This is a genomic window from Alkaliphilus metalliredigens QYMF (assembly GCF_000016985.1).
GTDB classification, from domain to species: domain Bacteria; phylum Bacillota; class Clostridia; order Peptostreptococcales; family Natronincolaceae; genus Alkaliphilus_A; species Alkaliphilus_A metalliredigens.
The window spans coordinates 3,587,786-3,608,747 of the sequence record NC_009633.1; the positions used below are offsets into that span (position 1 = coordinate 3,587,786).

The following is a 20,962-nucleotide window of genomic DNA, read 5'->3' on the forward strand; positions in this document are numbered from 1 at the left end:
TATGTATAAAACTTCATCCTTTGATAGCTTAGAAACCCATAAATCGTTTCAGCTTTCTTGGCTCAGCATTTGGAGTAATGTCTTTAATTTTCAGCAAAATTGCATCCATTGCATCCTCAGGTTTCAGTTGATTTGCCTCCTCCATAAGCTTCTCCCCTGCCCATGCCTCTACAGTAGAATATGCAGTAGAAGGCCAGCCATATGGCTCTCCTTTAGCACTTACTTTTTGTTTTGTACCCTTTACGGTTATGAACATTCCCATTTGTAGCTCGCTCATGGCTGACTCATATTTAGCATTCAACTCCTTAGTAAATCCCCCCAATGATTTGATCTCATGAACGGCTAAGGTCTCGTTACTTTCAAATAAACGATATATTTGTTTGGCATAATTACTTAGCAGCCCTTCCGAATACATCTGAGAAAAACTTCGTCCTTTTCTTCTGGCAGCTATAAACTTAGGATACCATTCAGGAGAAATAAATCCTGGCTTTTTATCAAACAGTTTTGCATAGGCGGCTTTAGAATCCTGCTCTATCCTTAGGCGCCATAACCACGGATCTGTTGATAGGCCAGTATGCCACTCCTCTTTCACTGTTAAATCAGCAAGGTTGATAAAGTCAATACAGTTATTTGATAAGGGCATAAACCCCAAATCTTCTACCATAGAAACAAAGTCACTATATTTAGCTATGTTTTTATTTGTGTCATAATCAGACATCATGATTCGCCCCCCTTACTTTTTTTGTCATCTTTCCCATACACTCCTTTCAATTCTAAGACTTGATGATCCTTTCAAACATAAATAAAGCTATGTAACAATCAAATGATGACTTGTTTTTCTCATGATACCATACTGAATATGCCAATAGTATGTCATGTTCATTTATACATTTCTAATATTTTTTCTGCAGTGGTTTTCAACTCATCAATGATCCACTTTGGCGATAAAATATAGACGTTATCGCCGAGACTTCGTATAAACTCCATTGCATATTGGTAATCAGTATAGACTAAATCAAACTTAATGCGATTATCATCTATAATTTCATAGGAATCAACACCATACCGATCAACAATTTGATATTCAAGGGAACGGTTAATAATCATCGTGATTTTTGTATTTTCATTGGTAAAATAGTTATCCAGATCGTATTTTTCAGCAGGAACATCCCTTAGGGTGAATTTTGTGTCAGTCAGTTTGAGCTGGCTCATTGAATCGTTCGAACAGATACCTCGAATTTTTCAGCTAAATTCTTTGCTGTTGTTCTATCATTATTTAAAAGCATGGTTAAGATGCCAAGAAGTCTATCAATTTTCATAGAATACCTCCAGTATTTTTACACTCATAATATAAATAAGCATTGTTGAGTTGCTTATCTATGGCTATTGTTGAAATATTTCTTCATTTCTTTTATAATTCCTGCTTTTATTCATTATGAGAGGATGTATATACCCCATCATCACTTCACCTTAGACTTATTTTCGTCCTTTGCTACGGTACATGCTATTCGACGTAAAATACTGAAATTGCATTAGAAAGATGTTTATATCCTAGGAGCCTATTACATGTACTCCCTATATTAATAGCCATAAAAAAACCGCACTGAATCAGCACGGTTTACTTTTATATGTTTATCTATACTTTTTCTTTTGAACTATTTTTGTATGCTTGTGGTAAATTCAGGTGGGTTTGCAATAAACTTTTTCACAGTACATAAGTTCATTGCATTTATAATTGCCTTTTCATATTTTTGAGGGAATCCTTCTGGTAAATTTAATTTCAAATCTATTTGATCCATCCCTCCATTTTCTTCATTTCTGATGACATCCAATGCTAATTTTAGCCCCGTGGTATCAATCCCCTTATTCTCACAAAATATCAATGCATAGATTCCTGCGCAGGTTGCAATTGAGGATAAAAACAAATCAAAGGGACTCGGTGCCCCTCCATCCCCACCTCCCGAAATCGGTTGATCTGTATTTACTGTAAATCCTTTAATATTCGCATCTACACGCTTATTTCCTGGAAATCCTACCTCAATTAATGCCATGATTTACACGCCCCTTATTTATTCTTTATCTCATAACATCATTATATCACCCCTCACCCCTGGGGTAAAGGGTTTTATTGTATTTCTCTTTTTATTTTTGTAGCACTATCTTTTTTAGCTCATTGATAAAACCCTCTACAGCTTCTTCTTTTGTTGCCCAGGAGGTGACAAGTCTAATGGCCGAACTTTTATCATCTATTTGACACCATATATAGAATGCATGCTTTTCATTTAATTGCTCGATGATTTCATTCGGAAATATTGGAAAAATTTGATTTGTGGTGGAGGAGATCAAAAAATGAAATCCTAGCTCTTTTATGGTGTCACTGAGCTTTGAGGCCATTGCATTGGCATGCTTAGCCAAGTCAAAAAACAAGTCATCCCTGAACAGTTCTGCAAACAGTACACCCAGTACCCTTCCCTTAGCAAGTAGGGCTCCTCTTTGCTTTAAATGAAATCTAAAGTTTTTCTTCAATTCATCATTTAGTATCACAATGGCTTCACCCAGCAGTGCGCCATTCTTAGTCCCACCAATATAGAAAACATCCACTAGCTTAGATAGCTCTGCCAAACTCATATCATTTTCCTCAGAGCACAGTGCTGATCCTAATCGTGCCCCGTCTAGATATAATAATAAATGATGTGATTTGCAGAAGGATTGAAGTGCTTGTAGCTCATTTTTCTTATAAATTGTGCCGATTTCTGTTGAGTTGGAAATGTAGACCAGTCTTGGCTTCACCATATGTTCATCAGTATGGGCATCGAGCACTTCCTTAATGCCCTCTGGTGTGAGCTTGCCATCTTGACTGTCAACAACATTGACTTTGTGACCCGTGGCTTCAATGGCTCCTGTTTCATGTACATTAATATGTCCAGTATTGGCAGCGATTACGGATTCATAGGGTCTTAGGATCGAGGAAATGACAATTAAGTTGGCCTGGGTACCTCCTGAAACAAGGTGTATATCTGCATTTTTATTTTGAAGCATGTCTTGCAAAATAGTGACTGCTTCTTGGGAATAATCATCTTCACCATAGCCATCTTGCTGTTGTCCATTTGTATCCATCATGGCTTTAAGTATATTTGGATGTGCCCCTTCACTATAATCATTTTTAAAGCTATATACCATTGTGTTGTTTTTCATTTTATCTCCTCCTTGAACCCCACTTTGTGATTAGGATTCTTACTTTTATTTTAATGTGATTCCCTTATTTTACCTCACATCAACAAAAAAAGAAAACTGCCATCCTTTAAGATGACAGTCTTTTGATTTAATGGTTTTTATTCGTCCAAAGACTCGCTGACTTCTTCTGCTATATCTGATTCGGCTTCAAGTTTCTTTCTTTTTTTAATAAAGAAGAAAATAGAAGCGATGGTAACAAACCAGATCCCTCTAGATATGCCACTACTGAAGAAGTAGGTGAAATCTCCTCTTGCAATGGTCAATGCCTGTCTAAAGCTGGCTTCGAAAAGCGGTGTTACTAAAAAGGCAAGCACCAGTGGTCCATCGGGAAGTTTATACCATTTGTAGAAATATCCAATCAAACCTGCAAGAATACAGATAATTACATCAAACGGACGACTATTATAGGCATAGGTACCAATCACCAGGAACACTGCAATAATAGGCCATAGGATTGAGGCCGGTATTTTTGTTAGTCTCGTAAATACTGGAATTAATAGTCTACCAAATATCAGGTTAAATGGATTGGCCAGTAGCATCAGTAGAAAAAGCGTATAGACCACTTCCGTATGATCTACTACGACCCGTGGACCCACAGGTACACCTTCCATGATTAAAGCTGCCATCAACAAGGCCGCGATAGAACTTCCGGGAATACCGAAGGTAAGCAAGGGAATAAATGTGGCACCACAAGTGGCATTATTGGCTGATTCCGCTGCAGCCACCCCTTCCAATGATCCTTTCCCATAATTTTTATCTTTTGTAATCTGACTGTTCACACTGTAGGAGGTATAGGAAGCCAAAGTGGCCCCTGGACCTGGCAGTGCTCCTAAAAACGTCCCCAATAGGGACCCAATGGTAATCCCTCTCCAAGAACCCAAAAGCTCTTTAAGTGTCAGCCCCTCTTCCTTTAGATCCGTCTTATTGATGTTTGATTCTCCTAGCTGTCCCACTTCATCTGGATTGGTAATGACGCCGTGAATCTGCTTGATGATTTCTGGTAAAGCAAAGAACCCCATCAATAAAGGTACCAAGGGAAATCCCGCTTGCATATATCTCACACCAAAGGTAAATCGCAAGGAGCCAGTGATGATATCCCGTCCAATAATAGCTAAGAAAAAACCAATACCCGCAGACAAAATCCCTTTGCCTGGATTTTCTGTAGAAAAGACCACCACCAGTGATAGTGCCAGTAAATAGAGTGCTGTTAATTCTCCAGGCCCGAATCTAGGTGCCATCATCCCAATAGGAACAACTAGAAAAATCAGTACGATGGAGCCGAATAAACCACCTATAACCGAGGCATAGAGACCCATCTGCAATGCTTTTTTCCCTTTACCCTGTTGGGTAAGGGCATACCCATCTGCAACAGTTGCTGCAGCACCTGATGTACCTGGAGTACCAAAACTGATGGCTGTAATAGACCCTCCGTAGGTCCCCCCTTGGTATGTTCCGATTAATAATCCCATTGTTTGGTGAATGGGAAGAATAAACGAAAAAGGTAGCACTAAAGCGATGGGTAAACTATGGGCAAGTCCCGGAATTGCACCTACCGAAATACCCACAACAATACCTAACATAATAAATAGAGCGGTATCAAAGGCAAAAACAGCTGCAGCTGCCAGCCTTAAGGCTTCCATATCAAAATTAAACATTTAGCTAGTGACCTCCTTTAAGGGAAAAATGTTCTAGGCATATGCATTCGAAGTAAACTGATAAAAAGTAGATGCACAACAACCGATACAGTCATTGCCAACACCAACATTTTAGCAACCTTAGGTTTGAAAGATTCAAATGTGCCTTTTCTTTTAGCTTCCTGGAATGCAACCCATATCCACCAGATGGATAAAAACAGGAATGTACCAGTGACTAATCCAATATTTCTAAATGCCCAGTTATACAACCACATAGCAACTGAAACACCTATTGCATAAGGAATAATCCGCTTTTTACTCAGACTTTCTGCTTTCTCAGGATTCATGAAATCCTTTATAAAAACCATCAAACCACCTATTGCAATCAGTGCTAAAGAAATGCGAGGTACAAATAGTTCCATAGATCGTAGAGGTGAAAAATAAGTCCAAAAAAAACCAGCACTACTTACAGCTGTAAGTAAAATACCGATGATTCCATTGAATGTAACCCGTTTATCTGTCACGATATCGCCACCCTTGATTATTATACTTTTTATTGACCAATAACAGATTTTATCTATACGCTTCTATTGCGTAAGCGTTATTTAAAACAATCTCCGGGGCAGTTATTAAATCCCCCCCGGAGATTATTTAGCACCATGATGCACTTTACAAAAACGAGCCCCTCAAAGCGCTTTAGGTTTACTCAATCAAAGTTCTTTAGAATTGTGCTCGCCATTCCACGAATGCTGGGATGAAGTTTTCTTCAATATCCATAAAGAAATCCCATGTTTCATCAGTATTCAAGTAATGAGCCACAACGCCTAAATCTTGATAGCTTTGAATAAAATCTTCATCCTGGGCAATTTCTGCCATGGCATTTGATATTCGCTCCTTGAGTTCAGGAGAAGTTCCCTGAGGTGCAAAAAGTGCCAAAGGACTGTGACGTTCACGAGCATCAATGCCATATTCAATAACATTTGGAATCTCAGGCATCAGAGGATCTCTTTCTATAAGGGCCTGTGTATTTATTAAAACAGTTAAATCTCCATCTTGGTGTAATGGACGTGCAGCAGCCAAACTCAAGTGGCCTAAATCAACATGACCACCAGTCAAGTTCAATGCCACATCTGCTCCACCTGCTAATCCAACATAAGTATAATCTAATTCATTGGGATCAAGAATCATTTCTACAATAAAGTGCATTGAATTACCTTCACCCTGTCCCCCAAGAACAACTTCCCCTGGATTATCTTTTATGTATTCAATCAGGTCATCCAAGGTTTCCCAAGGAGCACCAGCCTTTGATGCGATGGCAAATGTGGGACCTGCTATGGTTGCAACAGGTTCAAAATCATGAATCGTATAACCTCTGTCTCCAGCAGCGGGCTCAAAAAGCATGATCATACCTGAACCCCACATGAACATATTTGAGTCAGCTGATTGATTCGATACGTGATAACCTGCTTCCGTTCCCATACCACCAGGCATATTGATCACATTGGCGATAATCCCGTGTGCGGAAAGAGCCTGCGCAAGATATCTTGCGGATAAATCGTTAGACCCGCCAGCACCAAAACCTACAACAATGTCTATTTCAACATTTTCAACAGATTCCTCTGCAACGGTTTCATCCGTTCCCTCTTGGGATACAGGTTCTGTAGGCTCTGGTTCAGGTGCGCCACACCCCACCAACAACATAGATAAAGACAATACTAATACAAGTAACACCATGAAAATTTTCTTAGTATTCATTCGCATATTCCCCCTTTTTCAGATTTGAATTGTGAATGTCTTTCTTATGTAATTAAAAAGAATATTCTACGTTTGCAGAATATTCTTTAAATACATACTATTCTATGATTATACACACTGTCAAGCTCTTTTATGTGGTTTTCATAGAGTTATTATGGTTATTCTCCGTTATCAGGGTGCTTTATCCCTCTCTTTGCAGTGAACAAACCCCATTTGTTGTATTATATGTGGTGAAATCTATCTATAACCCTTGTTTTTTGTATTTAATACAGTATTTTTATCTATTTAACCATTGGAATGCATTAGGCTCAATCCTCTGACATCACCCACAGATACAGAGATGCAACGGAACCATAGGGAGCATATTTAGCCCTATATTGATTAAACTGCTCCTTTGAAAGTTCTTTGAGACCGTACAAATTCATCATGCCTCTGCGGATAGCTAGATCTCCATAGCTTACAACATTGGGACGATTAAGGGAAAAAATCAGCAGCATTTCAACAGTCCAAATCCCAACGCCATGTAGTGAGGAAAGCTTTTGTATAATTTCCTGATCTGACAGCATGTGAAGTGTCTTAAAATTGATCTTGCCACATAGGGCCACATCTGCGATTCCTTTTATATACTCAGCTTTTTTGTTGGTCATGCCACAGCCTTGAATCTGTGACAGTTCTGTTTTTGTAATACTTTCTGGTGTCATGCTTTCAAGTAGCTCATCTAAACGATTCCATACTGTTTCTGCGGCCTTGTTTGATATTTGTTGACTCACAATGCTAGAAATAAGTGCAGTAAATGGGTCTGCAATGGTTCCTCGCTCTATTTTACCGATTCGCTCTATGGCAGCACCCAGCTTCTTATCCTTCTTTTTCAAATAGGCGATTTCCTTTTGTCCATATTGGAAAAATCCACATGAATTTTTCATAGTCTCCAACCCAATGAGTCTTTCTTTTAATTCGAGTCCTCCACCATATCCCACCAGTGAACCATCGCTACCAATGACACGATGACAGGGAATAAATATGGGAATTGGATTACGGTTATTGGCAAGCCCAACGGCACGTACAGCCTTTGGTGAATCCACATCCACAGCGATCTCTTTATAGGATACTGTTTTGCCATAGGGTATTTTACAAAGTGATTCCCACACCTGTTCCATAAAATCTGTCCCCGAGGGTTTCAGTGGTAGATTAAATTCCTTACTATCACCAGTAAGGTAGGATTGAAGCTGCTGTGCTGCTTCCTGCAATAGAGGTGTTTCATTTATTTCAATATCTTCTGGTGGTTTATCCGTTTCAAAATATAAATTAGTGATGTTTCCATTTTTTTCAGCTATGCCGATTTTACCAATACTAGTTTCGTAAAAATAGACGGGCATAATCAATCACCTCCATACTAAAATTATACACCTAATCTGTCCATCATTCTACTATAAACATTCTTAATAGTCAGAATAGACAGCTCATCTCTATGATGAGAAAGCATCATATGTATCCCTTTTCAATTCAACCCATTGCTGTAACATATGATCAATATTTGGGTTTTTATCATAAGTATATTTCTTATGGATCATTTCAATAATCTCATTTGCTTCCTTTGGAGTTACTTTTATACCCATTTCTTGTAGTCGGTAGATCACAGTAGTCCTTCCGGAGTGTTTTCCTAAAACAATTTTTCTCTTTCGGCCAATTTCTCCAGGAGAGAAGCTTTCGTATACAGTTGGATTTTTTAGTAGTCCATCCACGTGAATTCCCGATTCATGGGAAAAAACTGATTTTCCGACTATTGGTTTACTCTCACCGACAATTTTTCTAGAGGCTTCTTGTACGATGTTGGACAGTTCAAGTATTCTCTTTATTTCAAAGGGATGATTGCTTTTTAATAAATACTTTAATGTCATGACAATTTCTTCTAGTGCTGTATTCCCAGCTCGTTCTCCTAATCCATTCACACTACAATCAATATACTTGGCTCCAGCTTGAAAAGCACTAAGACTATTGGCTGTTGCCATACCAAAATCATTGTGACCATGAAATTCTAAATCAGCATCTATATAGTCACAAATACGTTTGATAGCCTGATAGGTGGTGATCGGTGTTAAAATCCCCAATGTATCTGCATACCTAAGACGTACTGCCCCCTCTTTAATGGCAGCTTGATATATTTCTATTAAAAATTTTTCCTCTGCCCGAGAGGCATCTTCTGCACCTACCGATACAATACACCCTTTTTCCGCACCATAGGAGACCACTTCTTGAACTTGTTGAATTACCCATTTTCGATCTTTTCTTAGTTTTTGAAAAATATGAATGTCTGACGCTGGTACAGCAATGTGGATATATTTTGCTCCACAAGCCAGCGACGCATCCACATCCATCTTTTTCATTCGATTCCATGTTAAAATCTTAGCTTTGCCATTCATAGCGATGATTTCTCGAATCACATCTTTTTCTTCTTCCCCCATAATAGGGATCCCTGCTTCAATATAATCGACACCTAACTCATCTAACATTCTGGCAATCTTAATTTTTTCTTTTTTAAGAAATACCACTCCTGGAGTCTGCTCTCCATCTCGTAATGTTGTATCTACAATATAAAAGTCCCTCATACCCTCACCTCTTTCATTATCTCCATAAAGCCCTAAACAATCATCATTTCCACCAAAATCTTGCTTTCATTGTCAATGAAAACACCTGTTTCCTTAGCTGCCAATCCATAATGACATCTATTTCTTCAAATGACCTTTATTTTGCGTACTACAATACACTTCTTAAATATGTTATAAAAGATTACACCAGTATTTTATAAAACTGGCATAATCTTTTTAGTTTCACCTTATCAGACCATTGACACCTAATCACAGTTTCACATCATCTACCTACAGCGCTAACCTAGCTACGACTTCTCCACCCTCAATATGTGAGTCCATAATTTCTTCTACATCATCTGCAGTTACACTGCCATACCATACCCCTTCAGGATAAACAATAACAATCGGTCCTTTGCTACAGATCCCAATACACCCTGTATTGGTGACCATAACATCTCCATCTAGTTCTCTCTCCATAATCTCTTCCATAAAGCTATTGACAATATCTACAGCCCCTTTTTGAAGACAAAATCCTTTTTGCTCCCCATTTATGCGGGAGCTAGAACAGACAAAAATATGATGTTTAGGTTTATACATTTGATCCCATCCCTTCAATTGTTTTTTATGAAGCACACTTTAATTGAGTAACGACCTTAATAATCCCTTTTTCAATTTCCTCATACATTTCCCCAATATGAATATGATTTGCTTCTAATTCTTTTCTTGGTGCCTCACCAATTCTAAGGCATAAAACAGCATTACAGTCCCCGATCACCTTTAGCATCCTATCCATTTTCATTTCAATCTCTTCACATTCCTCGGAACCATTACAATACTGGTCTACAGAACGTTTTTCTATCAATTCTGCACCCGCTTCGGTATATTTATAAACCAAAAATTCTTTGACATGACCAAAATGCTGATCGATTAACCTTCCTGTTTTAGAAGCAATGGCAATTTTATATTCCTGTTGAATTTCAGGTTTACCTGTTTTGTTTGTACTACAGGCACCTTTTCTAAAGTCAAAAGAAATATCTTCTCCTAAGATCCCAACGGCATCCGCTCTACACTGTCTACAATGATACATTTGTTTGAGATCAATGGAACATTGATTGCGCAGGGCATTTAATTCTGCATTACTCACAAGTGGCATGTTCTCAAATTTAGTTCCTTTAGCAGGAATGAGCGGCATAATATTACTCATAAAAACACCTAAGGTTCTGACCTTCTTCACCACTTCTTCAATGTGATGTTCATTGATCCCCTTAACCATGACTATATTTACCTTGCAAACAATTCCCTTTTCCTTCATCTTTTCCAATCCAAGTAGCTGTTTCTCAATCATCAAGGCGCCAGCTTCTTCACCTGTATAGATTTTACCTTTATAGTAAACTGTGCTATAGATTTGTGCTGCAATTTTTGGATCGATGGCATTTATGGTAACTGTTAAATGGGTAATTCCCATCTTCTGAATTTCATCGGCGTATTCAGATAGCATCAAACCATTGGTAGATAGGCAAAAAGTTACATCGGGATCATAGTTTTTAATCAGTTCAAGAGATTTCTTTGTCTCTTCAAAGTTAAATAAAGGGTCTCCAGGACCAGCAATGCCAACCACCTTAAGATTGCTTAGTTTTTCCTTAACAAGTTTATATTTCTCCAAGGCCTCTTCAGGACTTAGCACTTCGCTGGTCACCCCTGGTCGACTTTCATTTTGACAATCATATTTTCGATTACAATAATTGCATTGAATGTTACATTTGGGTGCAACTGGAATATGCATTCTGGCATATTTATGGTCACTATCACAGTAGCAGGGGTGCTTTTCAGTTTTTTCCCTGACTTCTATGGTCCATTTTTCTTCCATCATGACCCCTCCTCTTTTTCTTAATTTTCAAAATATTCCACCTGTGAGACCTTTCTTATTTCCTTCATATGAAAATCAAATAGATTAAACCAATGTATTTGAATGTATTCTTATAGCACGTCACGCTTTTTTGTAGTATTTTTCATACATATTTTCCCGATAATGACCATATTTTTGATCTAAAAGTGTATTGGTAATTTCATCTAAAAATCGCATAGAACCTTCATACCCACTATAGGTTTTTCTTTGTGCTCCTACCCTGTCATGAATTGGAAATCCAATCCGTACTAGAGGAACACCGTCCTTTTCTGTTATAAACTTTCCTTCAGAGCTTCCAATCAGAACATTGATATTTAGCTCTCTTACGTATTTCTGTATCGTTTGTAGGTCTGTATCGTCAATAACCATACAATTTTCATCAACCTTTTTCAAATCTTCTTCTAGTAATTCTTTAAGTTTACCCGCCCTTGTTCCAGTGGCGATTACTAATGGTCGAATCCCATTTTCTAAACATAATTTGCTAGCAGCGTAGACTGTGTCCGGTTCACCAAAGATGGCAGCCCGCCCTTCAGCATTGTATTTATGAGAATCAATCATCCCATCTAACATCCTACCCCGGTCTTCCATTAGGCTTTGTGGCATTTCTTTTCCGCTTATTTTTCGTAAAATACTTACAAATTTATCTGTGTTTTCTAATCCAATAGGTAGTGGACATCGATACAGAGGAATACCAAATTGGTCCTCTAGATACTTTCCGGGAGAAAGATGATCAGCAACTAACATTCCCATTTCAATGGTAGCTGATGCCCCTGCCATTTTTTCTATTTCACTGAGTTTTGTTCCCTCTGATGATAGCTTCTTATACTCTGTGGTAAAGGGAGCATCTAGTGTTTTACTAATATCAGGTACGATCGTATATTTTATGGCGAAAAGATCCATCATCTCTTTAACTTTGCGAACATCTGCCGGCGTTAAACTCCCTGCAATCAGATTGATTGAATCAATAGGCGTTGTGTCTTTTGCAATGTTCTTTACAATTTCTCTTATTGTAAAATAATAACCTTCATAGTTGGTACCACCGTACCCCGGTGTCGATACTGGAACAAATGAAACCTCTTTGTATTGTGGCTCTTCCTCTTTAAATTCTATGATCAGCCTTTGTATGTCTTCTCCAATGGTTTCGGCTAGACAGGTTGTAGAAATCCCGATCATTTTAGGATTATAAAGTCTCAATATATTTTTCAGACCTTTTTTCAGGTTAGCAGCTCCACCATGAACTGTTTCTTTTTCATTTAAAGAAGATGAAGCAATATCAATCGGTTCATTATAATGCCCTGCCATATGTCTACGAATATACGTACTACAGCCTTGGGAACCATGTAGCAACACCATTGTACTTTCAATCCCTTTAAATGCAGTGGAAGCCCCCATGGGCATACAACATTTACAGGGATTTATATTTAAATTGACAAAGTTTCTATTTTTCATCTATATCCCCCTGTTCTTTTTTGATGATATCCCACACTGGATTGTTAACAGAAGCATGTATTTCCTTTGCAAAGTTAATAGCACCTTCAAATCCATTTAATGGATGCTTGCGTTCATGGTTATGATCACAGAAGGCAACTCCCAGCTTATAAGCTAAAGGTCTTTCCTTGACACCACCCACTAAAATATCTGCTCCTTTTTCCTTCATGAACTTTTCCAATTCTGTCGGGTTACTATCGTCTAAGATCACTGTACCGTCTACAGCCAACTCACGAATTGTTTCATATTCTTCCGCTCTTCCTGTCTGGGTCCCTACCATAACCGTTTCCATGCCTAAATCACGAAATTGTTTGATTAATGAAATCGCTTTGAACCCGCCACCCACATAGATAGCGGCTTTTCTTCCCTTTACTCTTTCTCTATAGTAATCCAAAACTTCATTGGTCTTTTTCCATTCACTTTCGATCAATTCTTCCGTCTTACGGATGATTTTTTGATCTTTCAAAGCATAGGCGATACGTCTAAGGGATGCGACTGTATCCTCTAATCCATAAAAACTTACATTAATAAAAGGAATATCATATCGTTCTCGCATTTGTTTAGCTAAATAGGTCATCGAACCCGCACATTGTACAATATTGAGTTTTGCCTTTGGTGCCTTGACAAGCTCTGTATAGGAAGCATCTCCTGTCATTTTTGAAGTTAAGGTTACACCCATTCGTTGAAAGTAAGATTGGTTAATCCACATCTCTCCTGCAAGATTAAAATCACCTAAGAAATTAATACCATCCTCTTTCTCACCAGGAGCTTCTTCCCCCATTAAACTTAGAAGTGTATGACAGGCAGCTTTATAGCCTGCATTTTTATTGCCAGCAAATCCTGATGATTGTACAGGGATAACGCGGATGTGATACTTCTCTTCTGCCATTCGGCATATTCCCTCTATATCATCTCCAATCACTCCTACTACACAGGTAGAATAGATAAATATTAGCCTTGGGTTATTCTCTGCAACAATCTCATCGATGGCGGCCTCAAGCTTTTTCTCTCCTCCAAAAATAATATCTTTCTCCCTTAAATCAGTAGAAAAGCTATTGCGATAAATTTCCTCTCCACTACTTAAACTTCCTCTAATGTCAAAAGTATAGCTAGCACAGCCAATAGGACCATGAACAATATGATAAGCATCTGTGATCGGGTTTAATACAACCCTGGCACCACAGTAAACACAAGCCCGTTGACTTACAGCTCCTGCGACACTGTTTTGATCACATACAATTTTCTGTTCGGTATGCTTCTGTGATTTCTCCACTATAGAATTTTTTCTTTCCTCTAATGCTTCTACATTTTTCAAGGTTTCCATCAGCAATCACCCCACTTAATAGGAGTGGAATGTGATTGTATATAACCACATTCCATCTCCATACATTTATTATAATACTAGTTCAAAATCTTCATCTAAAGCATCGCGATCTACACGCTCCAACAATGCATTACCTATCATTTCCATCAATCTCATGGCACCTTTATATCCCACAACTGGGAAGTAACTGTGTATACTACGATCCATATTAGGAAATCCAAATCTTACAAGAGGTATATCCTCTGCTCTAGCAATATACTTTCCATAGGTATTTCCGATTAAAAGATCTACAGGTTCATTTTTCACCCATTGATGAAGTTCAAATAAATCTCCTGAAGCTTTTACTCTACCTTCTACATTAGAACTTTCTAACATACCGTTCACTTCTTTTTCAAAAGCCTTACCCGGTGTTCCTGTCACAACATACACTGGCTTCATACCAAGACTCAATGTGAATTCTGTCAAGGCCATCACATGATCAGGATCTCCAAAGATTGCTACCCTTTTACCATGATAATGGTGATGGGTATCTGTCATGATATCCACTAACATACCTCTTTCTTCCTCTAGCTCATCAGGTACATCCTTGCCAGTAATTTTGACTAGTTCCATGATGAATTCATCTGTAGCCTTTACACCAATAGGTAAATTTAAAGGATGAGAAGCGACTTTACACTTTTTCTCTAATTCGTTAGCCGCAGCCTCTGAAGCAAATTTACCTAATGCCACTGTTGCCATAGAACTACCAGTATCTATCAATTCCACTACCTTTGTACCACCCTTTGGATACATATTGTATTTTCCTGTCATAGGAGAATCTACAACACCGCTGGTATCTGGAAAAAGAATGTTAGGAATATCCAATAATTTTGCAATTCTCTTTATCTCTCGCATATCTCCTGGTTCTGTGTACCCAGGTATCAGATTAACCTTGTTATTGCTACCATCACCTGTGCCCTCCGAGAAATGTGTTACCATTGCCTTCACCATGTTAGAGAAACCTGTAACATGTGACCCAGCATAACTAGGGGTATTGGCATGGAATACATGCTTTCCTTCAGGTATCTCTGAATCTGAAATTGTACTAGGTAAATCATCTCCTATTGTTTCTGAAAGACAGGTGGTATTGATGGCTATTACGTCTGGTTTGTAGACAGAGAATACATTTTTAATAGAAGTTTTTAGGTTTGCACTTCCTCCAAATACTGAGGCCCCTTCTGTAAAGGAACTGGTCGAAGCAACAATAGGATCTCTAAAATGCCGAGTCAAGTGCATACGATGAAAGGAACAACATCCTTGAGAACCATGACTATGGGGAAGACAATTATGAATTCCCAACGCTGCGTACATTGCTCCTATTGGCTGACATGTCTTTGCTGGATTGATGACTAATGCTTTTCTTTCACTTATTTCTTTTGATGTATGATCTAACATGTTGCCACCTCCTCGATAACTTCTCCTTCTAATAAGGCATCTTGTTTCCATGGTGGTGTAATAAAGCCCCAAGTTGGTGTATTCATTCCCATGGAAATATCTTTTCCAAATATAACTGCACCTTTAAAACCTGCATAAGGCCCACTATAGTCATATGAATGTAGCTGTTTTGAGAATATTCCCATCTTTTGTGCCACATACTTATCCTTAATACCCGAACAGAATAAGCTCGGTTTTAAAGCTTTTAGTAATTCTTCTGATTCAAAATGATTTAAATCATCAATGACATAGCTGCCATCTTCCATTTCTTGAATCAGCCCCTTATATTGACCTAAAGGCATTTCCTTTTTTAATTCCGCTAGCTTTTCTGGTGATAAATATACCCTGTAATTTTTCTCATCCTTCTCAACATGTAGATCTGGAATGTTTCTACTATCCGCATCCAACTTAATATGTGGAATAATATCCCGACCTTCATAATCATCTCTATGGCCGAATTCGTATCCTGCAACAACCGTTTCAACTCCAAGTTCCTTCAACAAACCTTGATAATGATGGGCTCTAGAACCACCCACGAATAATAAGGCTGTTTTTCCTTCACATATTTTCTTATACATCTCCATAGATTCTTTAATTTCTTTTAATTCTTCTACAATGACTTCTTCTGTACGCTTAATCAGCGTCTCATCTCCAAAGTATTTAGCTGTGTTTCTTAAACTTTCTATGGTACCTGCAATCCCAACAAAATTTACCTTAAGCCAAGGAGTACCATATTTAATTTCGATCATTTCTGCAATATAGTTGATAGAACGATGACATTGTACTAGGTTAAGATCTGCTTTATGGGCACTCTTTAACTCTTTATAAGTCCCATCTCCCGTCATCACTGAGACAATATGATAACCTATTTTACCTAATATCCTAGATATTTCCCATCCATCTCCACCGATGTTATACTCACCCATAACATTGATGGCATATTGCTTCATTTCAGCATCACCAGTACCGATCACATCTCTCATCAATACATTATTTGCAATATGGTGACCTGCCGACTGACTGACACCCTTGTATCCTTCACAGTCAAAGGCCATTACTTGAATACCGAATTCCGCTTGGGCATCTCTTGCAACTGCATGAATGTCATCGCCGATTAGCCCAACGGGACAGGTAGAAGAAATGGTGATCGCCTCTGGTTTGAAAATTTCATAGGCTTCTTTTACAGCCTGTCTTAATCTCTTCTCACCACCAAAGACAATATCGCTTTCTTGCATATCCGTGGAGAAGCAATAGCTCAAGAAGTTACTTTCTCCTTTTTCGGAACGTCCTTTATGTCTTCTCGTTCCCCATGTATAATAAGAGCAACCAATAGGTCCGTGTACGATATGCACAACATCCTTTAATGGCCCCAATACAACACCTTTACATCCTGCGAAACAACAGCCTCTGTTGCTGATAATTCCAGGAATCGTACGCGTATTTGCTTGTATTTCTTGGCCTACCTCAGAATCCTTTGTTAGCATATGTTTGATACGATTCTTTTTTACTTTTGGCGGGTATTTTTGTAAAATTTTATCTATCTTTTTATCTATAGCCATATGATTCACTCCTCTCTTAACTTCTTAGGTAATCGCCGTATCTCCTGTTTCCCCAGTCCTAACTCTAATGGCTTCTTCCACTGGTAATACAAATATCTTTCCATCTCCTGGACTGCCTGTTTGATTCGCATGTATAATGACAGTCACTGCCTTTTCCACCGCTCCATCTGGTACTGTTACCAATAACAACCTTTTAGGTAGAAGCCTATACCCTTCAGAAAAAGTCTCAGCTACCGACGTAGGCATGTTGTTCTCTGTCAAAAATGCCTCTTCGATTGTATAATCCATTGCTTTTTTTCCTCTTCCAGATATCTTTGTACATGTAAAGGCTGGAAAACCCTCAGTAGCCAATGCTTTTTTCGTTTTATTTACCATATTCATCCGAATAATAGCCATAATTTCCTTCATAATAGACACTCCTCTATAATTTACTTTCACCACTACTGATGGTATAGACCTCATCTACATCACTAACAAATATTTTTCCATCTCCAAATGCGCCCTTTTCTCCAGTCTTTGATTCTCTTTTGATAACGCCTACTACATCATCTTTGTATTCATTTTCACAGACAACCATGAGTATATTTTTAGGGATTTCATCATAAGATATGTCTCCCACCTTAATTCCTCTTTGTTTACCTCGTCCGACTACATCTATTTTCGTTACAGCTGGAAACCCAGCATCATTTAACTCCGTAAGCACAGTGGCTACTTTTTCTGGTCTGATAATCGCTCTAATTAATTTCATTTATATATTCCCCCCTATTTTTAATATTTTCTTATATTTTTTATATACGACTCTTTAAGGAATTCACTATGTTTACTATCCGCACACTATCCTAATACACCATGCTCCATCATCAATTCTTCTAATCTATCAGTATGCATTGGCTTTGGAATAACAAACATTTTGTTTTCATCAATACTTTTTGCTAATGCTCTATATTCATTTGCTTGCCCACATTCAGGTTCAAATTCAATGACAGCCTTCTTGTTAATCTCTGCTCTTTGGACAATATTATCTCTAGGTACAAAGTAGATTAATTGACTACCAAGCTCTTTTGCGAATGCTTCTAATAATTCATGCTCATAGTCTACCTGTCTACTGTTACAGATAATCCCCCCCAAACGAGTTCCTCCAGATTTTGCATATTTTTGAATCCCTTTTGCGATGTTATTGGCAGCGTATAAAGCCATCAACTCACCACTGGCAACGATATAAATTTCTTGTGCCTTTCCTTCACGAATTGGCATGGCGAAACCACCACAAACAACGTCTCCTAATACATCATAAAATACATAGTCCAAATCACTTTCATAAGCCCCTAAACTTTCTAACATATTGATAGAAGTAATAATCCCTCTACCAGCACAGCCTACCCCTGGTTCTGGACCTCCAGATTCTACACATTTAATGCCTGAAAAACCTGGTTTTAAGATATCCTCTAAATCAATATCTTCTCCTTCTTCTCTTAGGGTATCCATTACTGTTTTTTGGGTTAATCCTCCTAATATGAGTCTAGTAGAATCTGCCTTTGGGTCACAGCCTACTATCATAATTTTCTTTCCTGACTCACCTAAAGCCGCTGTTAAGTTTTGTGTTGTGGTTGATTTACCAATTCCACCTTTTCCATAAATTGCTATTTGTCTCATAATAATCTTCCTCCCTTTTTTCTCTTCTTATATTTAAGTTAGTAGCATCATATTGCTACTAAAATTGAAACCTGTTTTGCATGGAATATACTGTATACTCCGAAGTATGTTTCAGTCTCTTTTTTCTGCCTCTATTTGCTCTTGTTTTGTAAATAGATCTAGATATTTTTTATTAGACATATTCATCATTGTGGTTAATTCTGGTACCAATGAAAAAGACGCCCACAATATCAGGAAATTACTCCTTTTAATTGTAGACGTCATTGTCTATTGCAATCTATTCACTTTTAAATTAATCATGTAGCTACTTTTACTCTTACAAGACTTTTTATTTTTCTCATAATCTATAGTAAACTAGATGCTAAACTTTTCTAATCCCTATTGCTTAATTGTCTGTGTTTTCATTTTTTTATAATATATCACAGATTAAATTACTTTTCAATGGCAGTTTTTATAATTTTCAGAATGTTTCGAATCTGAAAACGTTATCTGTTTTTTACAAAATAGTATTTTTACAACGTGGTAATGTTTTCATTTTTTTTTTATTTTTTTTATTTTTTTTTTTGAAAGAAAATTTTTTATAATGTCATATATAGTTATATATTTCCATATTTCACTAGTGTCATTGCTCCCACTCCCTTCTATCTTTCAAAAGCACCAGTAAAAGAAAAGTGAGTCAGAATGATGAAACCTACAATGAATTAATCATAAAAAAATATTCAGATGTCTACAAAGAACGTGAGATGTTTAAACAAGAGAAAATAAATGGAAATGCCTGAGATTATGTTCATTCAGGCATTTCCAATTTACCAGCGATTATTTTAATCATTATTATCATTTAGGCATGTTAATGCTTTTCAATGATTTTTGAATGAATTAAATAGGAAGCAAATTTTTTCCGTTTTTTCATATAGGTCCTATATCTATAGGCCTCTTCTTTTATGTTTTTTATATAAGTATGTTGCACTAAATTACGTAAAGAATCCTTAGCATATTCTACAAGGTCAATGTCACCTATTTCAGCATAGGGAATGTTATTCATGTATTTATAAATATGATTTGTATTTCTTCTATAACTATAAGCAACATTATCAATGATACTTTTTTTATGAGAAATATGATTGATCATTGCCTCCATTGTCTTTTTACTATAGGGTATTTCAAATGTTTCGCAATTTAAATCCACTAGGGGCATTAATCTTTTATTGCCTACTTTTTTGAAAATCATTCTTTCTTCAATAAATCCAAGACTGAAATTGCATTTAATCATCTTATTATATACCAATGAGATGTTTCCCTTGGTATTAATTCCAGATTCTTCAAACTTTAATAGAATTTGTTTGGTACTGTCTATTTTTGTTGGCATAAAGTCATGTACAATAAGACTTTTTCCCCCATATTAAATATGTTACTTTTCGTATTCACTATATTGATATCAGTGTTTACAAATACATAATCATAGAGGGAGCTAATTTTCTTTATGGCTTCATAAAACACCCGTTCATCAGCACTATTTATTAATTTTTTATCGTTATATGTATACACATTTACAACATCTTCTTTATTATGTTTTATTCTTTCTCTAACAAAATGATCTTGATGATTTGTACCGATAAGGGGATAAATACTTGTAAAATAGTTAACCAGTTTATGATGCTCTGTTAGATCTATCAATGCAACTGTCTGTTTCTTTTCATTACATAGTTCACTTAATGCAGAAATCAGTGATGTTTTGCCAGTATTACCTGAGCCTGTAAAAAAGAAGGCGTTTTTTAATTTTTTTATCCAAGAATGTCCTTCTTCTTTTGGTAATCCTGAGGATTTATTAATGATTTCAAGATGAATCAATTTATGTTTATCCAGGCGGTTAAGTAAAATCATACATTGCTCTATCTCATCACTAGAAAGTGCTATATTGTTTATCACCTTTACATGTATCTCAACGTTAAAAGCCAAAAGATGATTTAAAAGCTCAAAAACAATTTCTTGTAGGTTATTATCACAAAAATCGATAATGACCTTATACTCATCAACCTTATCAATATTCTTGATACTGCTTACCCTCATACAATTATATAATAATGAATTATTCTTCTCAAAGGACTGCATATGCTCCTTCTCATAATTCAATGAGGATACACCTGTTGTTATTATACACCTTTGCAAGCCATCTATATGTTCATTGGTCGTAGCATCCATAACCCAACCTCCTATTACTATATATATCTGAAAATATCACCTATTTTGGGTAATTTCAACAAATTTCGATAATTCCCTACCAAAGGCCTATATAATAAATAGGCTTTGGTGCGATATATTTTACATAAGATACCATACTTTTTGGTAAA

At 37.1% G+C, this 20,962-nt stretch carries 21 protein-coding genes; all 21 read right to left on the bottom strand.

What is annotated here, in order from left to right:
• Positions 1 to 28: 28 nt before the first annotated feature.
• Positions 29 to 721 (bottom strand): AlkZ-related protein, encoded by a 693-nt coding sequence (locus AMET_RS17235; protein WP_012064597.1) that lies wholly within the window; start codon positions 719 to 721, stop codon positions 29 to 31.
• Between the two features lie 158 nt (positions 722 to 879).
• Positions 880 to 1,212 carry a WYL domain-containing protein gene (locus AMET_RS17240; RefSeq protein ID WP_012064598.1) on the bottom strand — a complete coding sequence of 111 codons (333 nt, stop codon included), beginning with the start codon at positions 1,210 to 1,212 and terminating at the stop codon, positions 880 to 882.
• Positions 1,209 to 1,319, bottom strand: a complete 111-nt coding sequence (locus AMET_RS25135) for an HTH domain-containing protein (protein WP_083761034.1) — start codon at positions 1,317 to 1,319, stop codon at positions 1,209 to 1,211. The genes AMET_RS17240 and AMET_RS25135 overlap by 4 nt, the downstream gene beginning before the upstream one ends.
• 336 nt (positions 1,320 to 1,655) lie before the next feature.
• Positions 1,656 to 2,051 (bottom strand): OsmC family protein, encoded by a 396-nt coding sequence (locus tag AMET_RS17245; protein WP_012064599.1) that lies wholly within the window; start codon positions 2,049 to 2,051, stop codon positions 1,656 to 1,658.
• Between the two features lie 91 nt (positions 2,052 to 2,142).
• A complete protein-coding gene (locus AMET_RS17250; RefSeq protein ID WP_012064600.1) occupies positions 2,143 to 3,195 on the bottom strand; it encodes a threonine aldolase family protein in 1,053 nt (350 codons plus the stop codon).
• Positions 3,196 to 3,332: 137 nt separating this feature from the next.
• A complete protein-coding gene (locus tag AMET_RS17255) occupies positions 3,333 to 4,889 on the bottom strand; it encodes a tripartite tricarboxylate transporter permease (RefSeq protein ID WP_012064601.1) in 1,557 nt (518 codons plus the stop codon).
• A 17-nt stretch (positions 4,890 to 4,906) separates the two neighbouring features.
• On the bottom strand, positions 4,907 to 5,392 hold the full coding sequence (locus tag AMET_RS17260) for a tripartite tricarboxylate transporter TctB family protein (protein WP_012064602.1): 486 nt from the start codon (positions 5,390 to 5,392) through the stop codon (positions 4,907 to 4,909).
• 196 nt (positions 5,393 to 5,588) lie between these two features.
• On the bottom strand, positions 5,589 to 6,623 hold the full coding sequence (locus AMET_RS17265; RefSeq protein WP_012064603.1) for a tripartite tricarboxylate transporter substrate binding protein: 1,035 nt from the start codon (positions 6,621 to 6,623) through the stop codon (positions 5,589 to 5,591).
• A gap of 308 nt (positions 6,624 to 6,931) precedes the next feature.
• Positions 6,932 to 7,999 (bottom strand): methylated-DNA--[protein]-cysteine S-methyltransferase, encoded by a 1,068-nt coding sequence (locus AMET_RS27085; RefSeq protein WP_012064604.1) that lies wholly within the window; start codon positions 7,997 to 7,999, stop codon positions 6,932 to 6,934.
• Positions 8,000 to 8,089: 90 nt separating this feature from the next.
• The gene (gene nifV / locus AMET_RS17275) at positions 8,090 to 9,229 is read right to left on the bottom strand and encodes a homocitrate synthase (protein ID WP_012064605.1); all 1,140 of its coding nucleotides are present in this window, start codon (positions 9,227 to 9,229) and stop codon (positions 8,090 to 8,092) included.
• Between the two features lie 270 nt (positions 9,230 to 9,499).
• Complete coding sequence (locus tag AMET_RS17280) at positions 9,500 to 9,808, bottom strand: 2Fe-2S ferredoxin (RefSeq protein ID WP_012064606.1); 309 nt, start codon at positions 9,806 to 9,808, stop codon at positions 9,500 to 9,502.
• A gap of 25 nt (positions 9,809 to 9,833) precedes the next feature.
• Entirely contained in the window at positions 9,834 to 11,081 is a 1,248-nt protein-coding gene (gene nifB / locus AMET_RS26625; protein WP_012064607.1) for a nitrogenase cofactor biosynthesis protein NifB, read from the bottom strand.
• A gap of 117 nt (positions 11,082 to 11,198) precedes the next feature.
• Positions 11,199 to 12,566 (bottom strand): nitrogenase component 1, encoded by a 1,368-nt coding sequence (locus AMET_RS26630; protein WP_012064608.1) that lies wholly within the window; start codon positions 12,564 to 12,566, stop codon positions 11,199 to 11,201.
• Positions 12,556 to 13,929, bottom strand: a complete 1,374-nt coding sequence (nifE, locus tag AMET_RS17295; RefSeq protein WP_012064609.1) for a nitrogenase iron-molybdenum cofactor biosynthesis protein NifE — start codon at positions 13,927 to 13,929, stop codon at positions 12,556 to 12,558. Before nifE ends, AMET_RS26630 begins: the two co-directional genes overlap by 11 nt.
• A 69-nt stretch (positions 13,930 to 13,998) precedes the next feature.
• Complete coding sequence (nifK, locus tag AMET_RS17300; RefSeq protein ID WP_012064610.1) at positions 13,999 to 15,363, bottom strand: nitrogenase molybdenum-iron protein subunit beta; 1,365 nt, start codon at positions 15,361 to 15,363, stop codon at positions 13,999 to 14,001.
• Positions 15,357 to 16,961 (bottom strand): nitrogenase molybdenum-iron protein alpha chain, encoded by a 1,605-nt coding sequence (gene nifD, locus AMET_RS17305; protein WP_012064611.1) that lies wholly within the window; start codon positions 16,959 to 16,961, stop codon positions 15,357 to 15,359. The genes nifK and nifD overlap by 7 nt, the downstream gene beginning before the upstream one ends.
• A gap of 24 nt (positions 16,962 to 16,985) precedes the next feature.
• Complete coding sequence (locus AMET_RS17310; RefSeq protein WP_012064612.1) at positions 16,986 to 17,369, bottom strand: P-II family nitrogen regulator; 384 nt, start codon at positions 17,367 to 17,369, stop codon at positions 16,986 to 16,988.
• Positions 17,370 to 17,382: 13 nt separating this feature from the next.
• Positions 17,383 to 17,709: a P-II family nitrogen regulator gene (locus AMET_RS17315; RefSeq protein WP_012064613.1), complete on the bottom strand. Its 327-nt coding sequence runs from the start codon at positions 17,707 to 17,709 to the stop codon at positions 17,383 to 17,385.
• Between the two features lie 86 nt (positions 17,710 to 17,795).
• Positions 17,796 to 18,614: a nitrogenase iron protein gene (gene nifH / locus AMET_RS17320; protein ID WP_012064614.1), complete on the bottom strand. Its 819-nt coding sequence runs from the start codon at positions 18,612 to 18,614 to the stop codon at positions 17,796 to 17,798.
• Between the two features lie 847 nt (positions 18,615 to 19,461).
• Positions 19,462 to 19,980 (bottom strand): hypothetical protein, encoded by a 519-nt coding sequence (locus tag AMET_RS17325; protein WP_012064616.1) that lies wholly within the window; start codon positions 19,978 to 19,980, stop codon positions 19,462 to 19,464.
• Positions 19,965 to 20,813, bottom strand: coding sequence for a hypothetical protein (locus AMET_RS17330; RefSeq protein ID WP_012064617.1), 849 nt, complete (start codon positions 20,811 to 20,813; stop codon positions 19,965 to 19,967). Before AMET_RS17330 ends, AMET_RS17325 begins: the two co-directional genes overlap by 16 nt.
• Positions 20,814 to 20,962: the final 149 nt, after the last annotated feature.

Bases quoted from the DNA above. Each gene is read 5' to 3' on its own strand.
- AMET_RS17240 (WP_012064598.1), bottom strand. From the start codon at position 1,212: ATGAGCCAGCTCAAACTGACTGACACAAAATTCACCCTAAGGGATGTT.
- AMET_RS17255 (WP_012064601.1), bottom strand. From the start codon at position 4,889: ATGTTTAATTTTGATATGGAAGCCTTAAGGCTGGCAGCTGCAGCTGTT.
- nifV (WP_012064605.1), bottom strand. From the start codon at position 9,229: ATGAGGGACTTTTATATTGTAGATACAACATTACGAGATGGAGAGCAG.
- nifD (WP_012064611.1), bottom strand. From the start codon at position 16,961: ATGGCTATAGATAAAAAGATAGATAAAATTTTACAAAAATACCCGCCA.
- nifH (WP_012064614.1), bottom strand. From the start codon at position 18,614: ATGAGACAAATAGCAATTTATGGAAAAGGTGGAATTGGTAAATCAACC.
- AMET_RS17250 (WP_012064600.1), bottom strand. From the start codon at position 3,195: ATGAAAAACAACACAATGGTATATAGCTTTAAAAATGATTATAGTGAA.
- AMET_RS17330 (WP_012064617.1), bottom strand. From the start codon at position 20,813: ATGGATGCTACGACCAATGAACATATAGATGGCTTGCAAAGGTGTATA.
- AMET_RS17235 (WP_012064597.1), bottom strand. From the start codon at position 721: ATGATGTCTGATTATGACACAAATAAAAACATAGCTAAATATAGTGAC.
- AMET_RS17315 (WP_012064613.1), bottom strand. From the start codon at position 17,709: ATGAAATTAATTAGAGCGATTATCAGACCAGAAAAAGTAGCCACTGTG.
- AMET_RS25135 (WP_083761034.1), bottom strand. From the start codon at position 1,319: ATGAAAATTGATAGACTTCTTGGCATCTTAACCATGCTTTTAAATAAT.
- AMET_RS17310 (WP_012064612.1), bottom strand. From the start codon at position 17,369: ATGAAGGAAATTATGGCTATTATTCGGATGAATATGGTAAATAAAACG.
- AMET_RS17280 (WP_012064606.1), bottom strand. From the start codon at position 9,808: ATGTATAAACCTAAACATCATATTTTTGTCTGTTCTAGCTCCCGCATA.
- AMET_RS27085 (WP_012064604.1), bottom strand. From the start codon at position 7,999: ATGCCCGTCTATTTTTACGAAACTAGTATTGGTAAAATCGGCATAGCT.
- nifB (WP_012064607.1), bottom strand. From the start codon at position 11,081: ATGATGGAAGAAAAATGGACCATAGAAGTCAGGGAAAAAACTGAAAAG.
- nifE (WP_012064609.1), bottom strand. From the start codon at position 13,929: ATGGAAACCTTGAAAAATGTAGAAGCATTAGAGGAAAGAAAAAATTCT.
- AMET_RS17325 (WP_012064616.1), bottom strand. From the start codon at position 19,980: ATGCCAACAAAAATAGACAGTACCAAACAAATTCTATTAAAGTTTGAA.
- AMET_RS26630 (WP_012064608.1), bottom strand. From the start codon at position 12,566: ATGAAAAATAGAAACTTTGTCAATTTAAATATAAATCCCTGTAAATGT.
- AMET_RS17245 (WP_012064599.1), bottom strand. From the start codon at position 2,051: ATGGCATTAATTGAGGTAGGATTTCCAGGAAATAAGCGTGTAGATGCG.
- AMET_RS17265 (WP_012064603.1), bottom strand. From the start codon at position 6,623: ATGAATACTAAGAAAATTTTCATGGTGTTACTTGTATTAGTATTGTCT.
- nifK (WP_012064610.1), bottom strand. From the start codon at position 15,363: ATGTTAGATCATACATCAAAAGAAATAAGTGAAAGAAAAGCATTAGTC.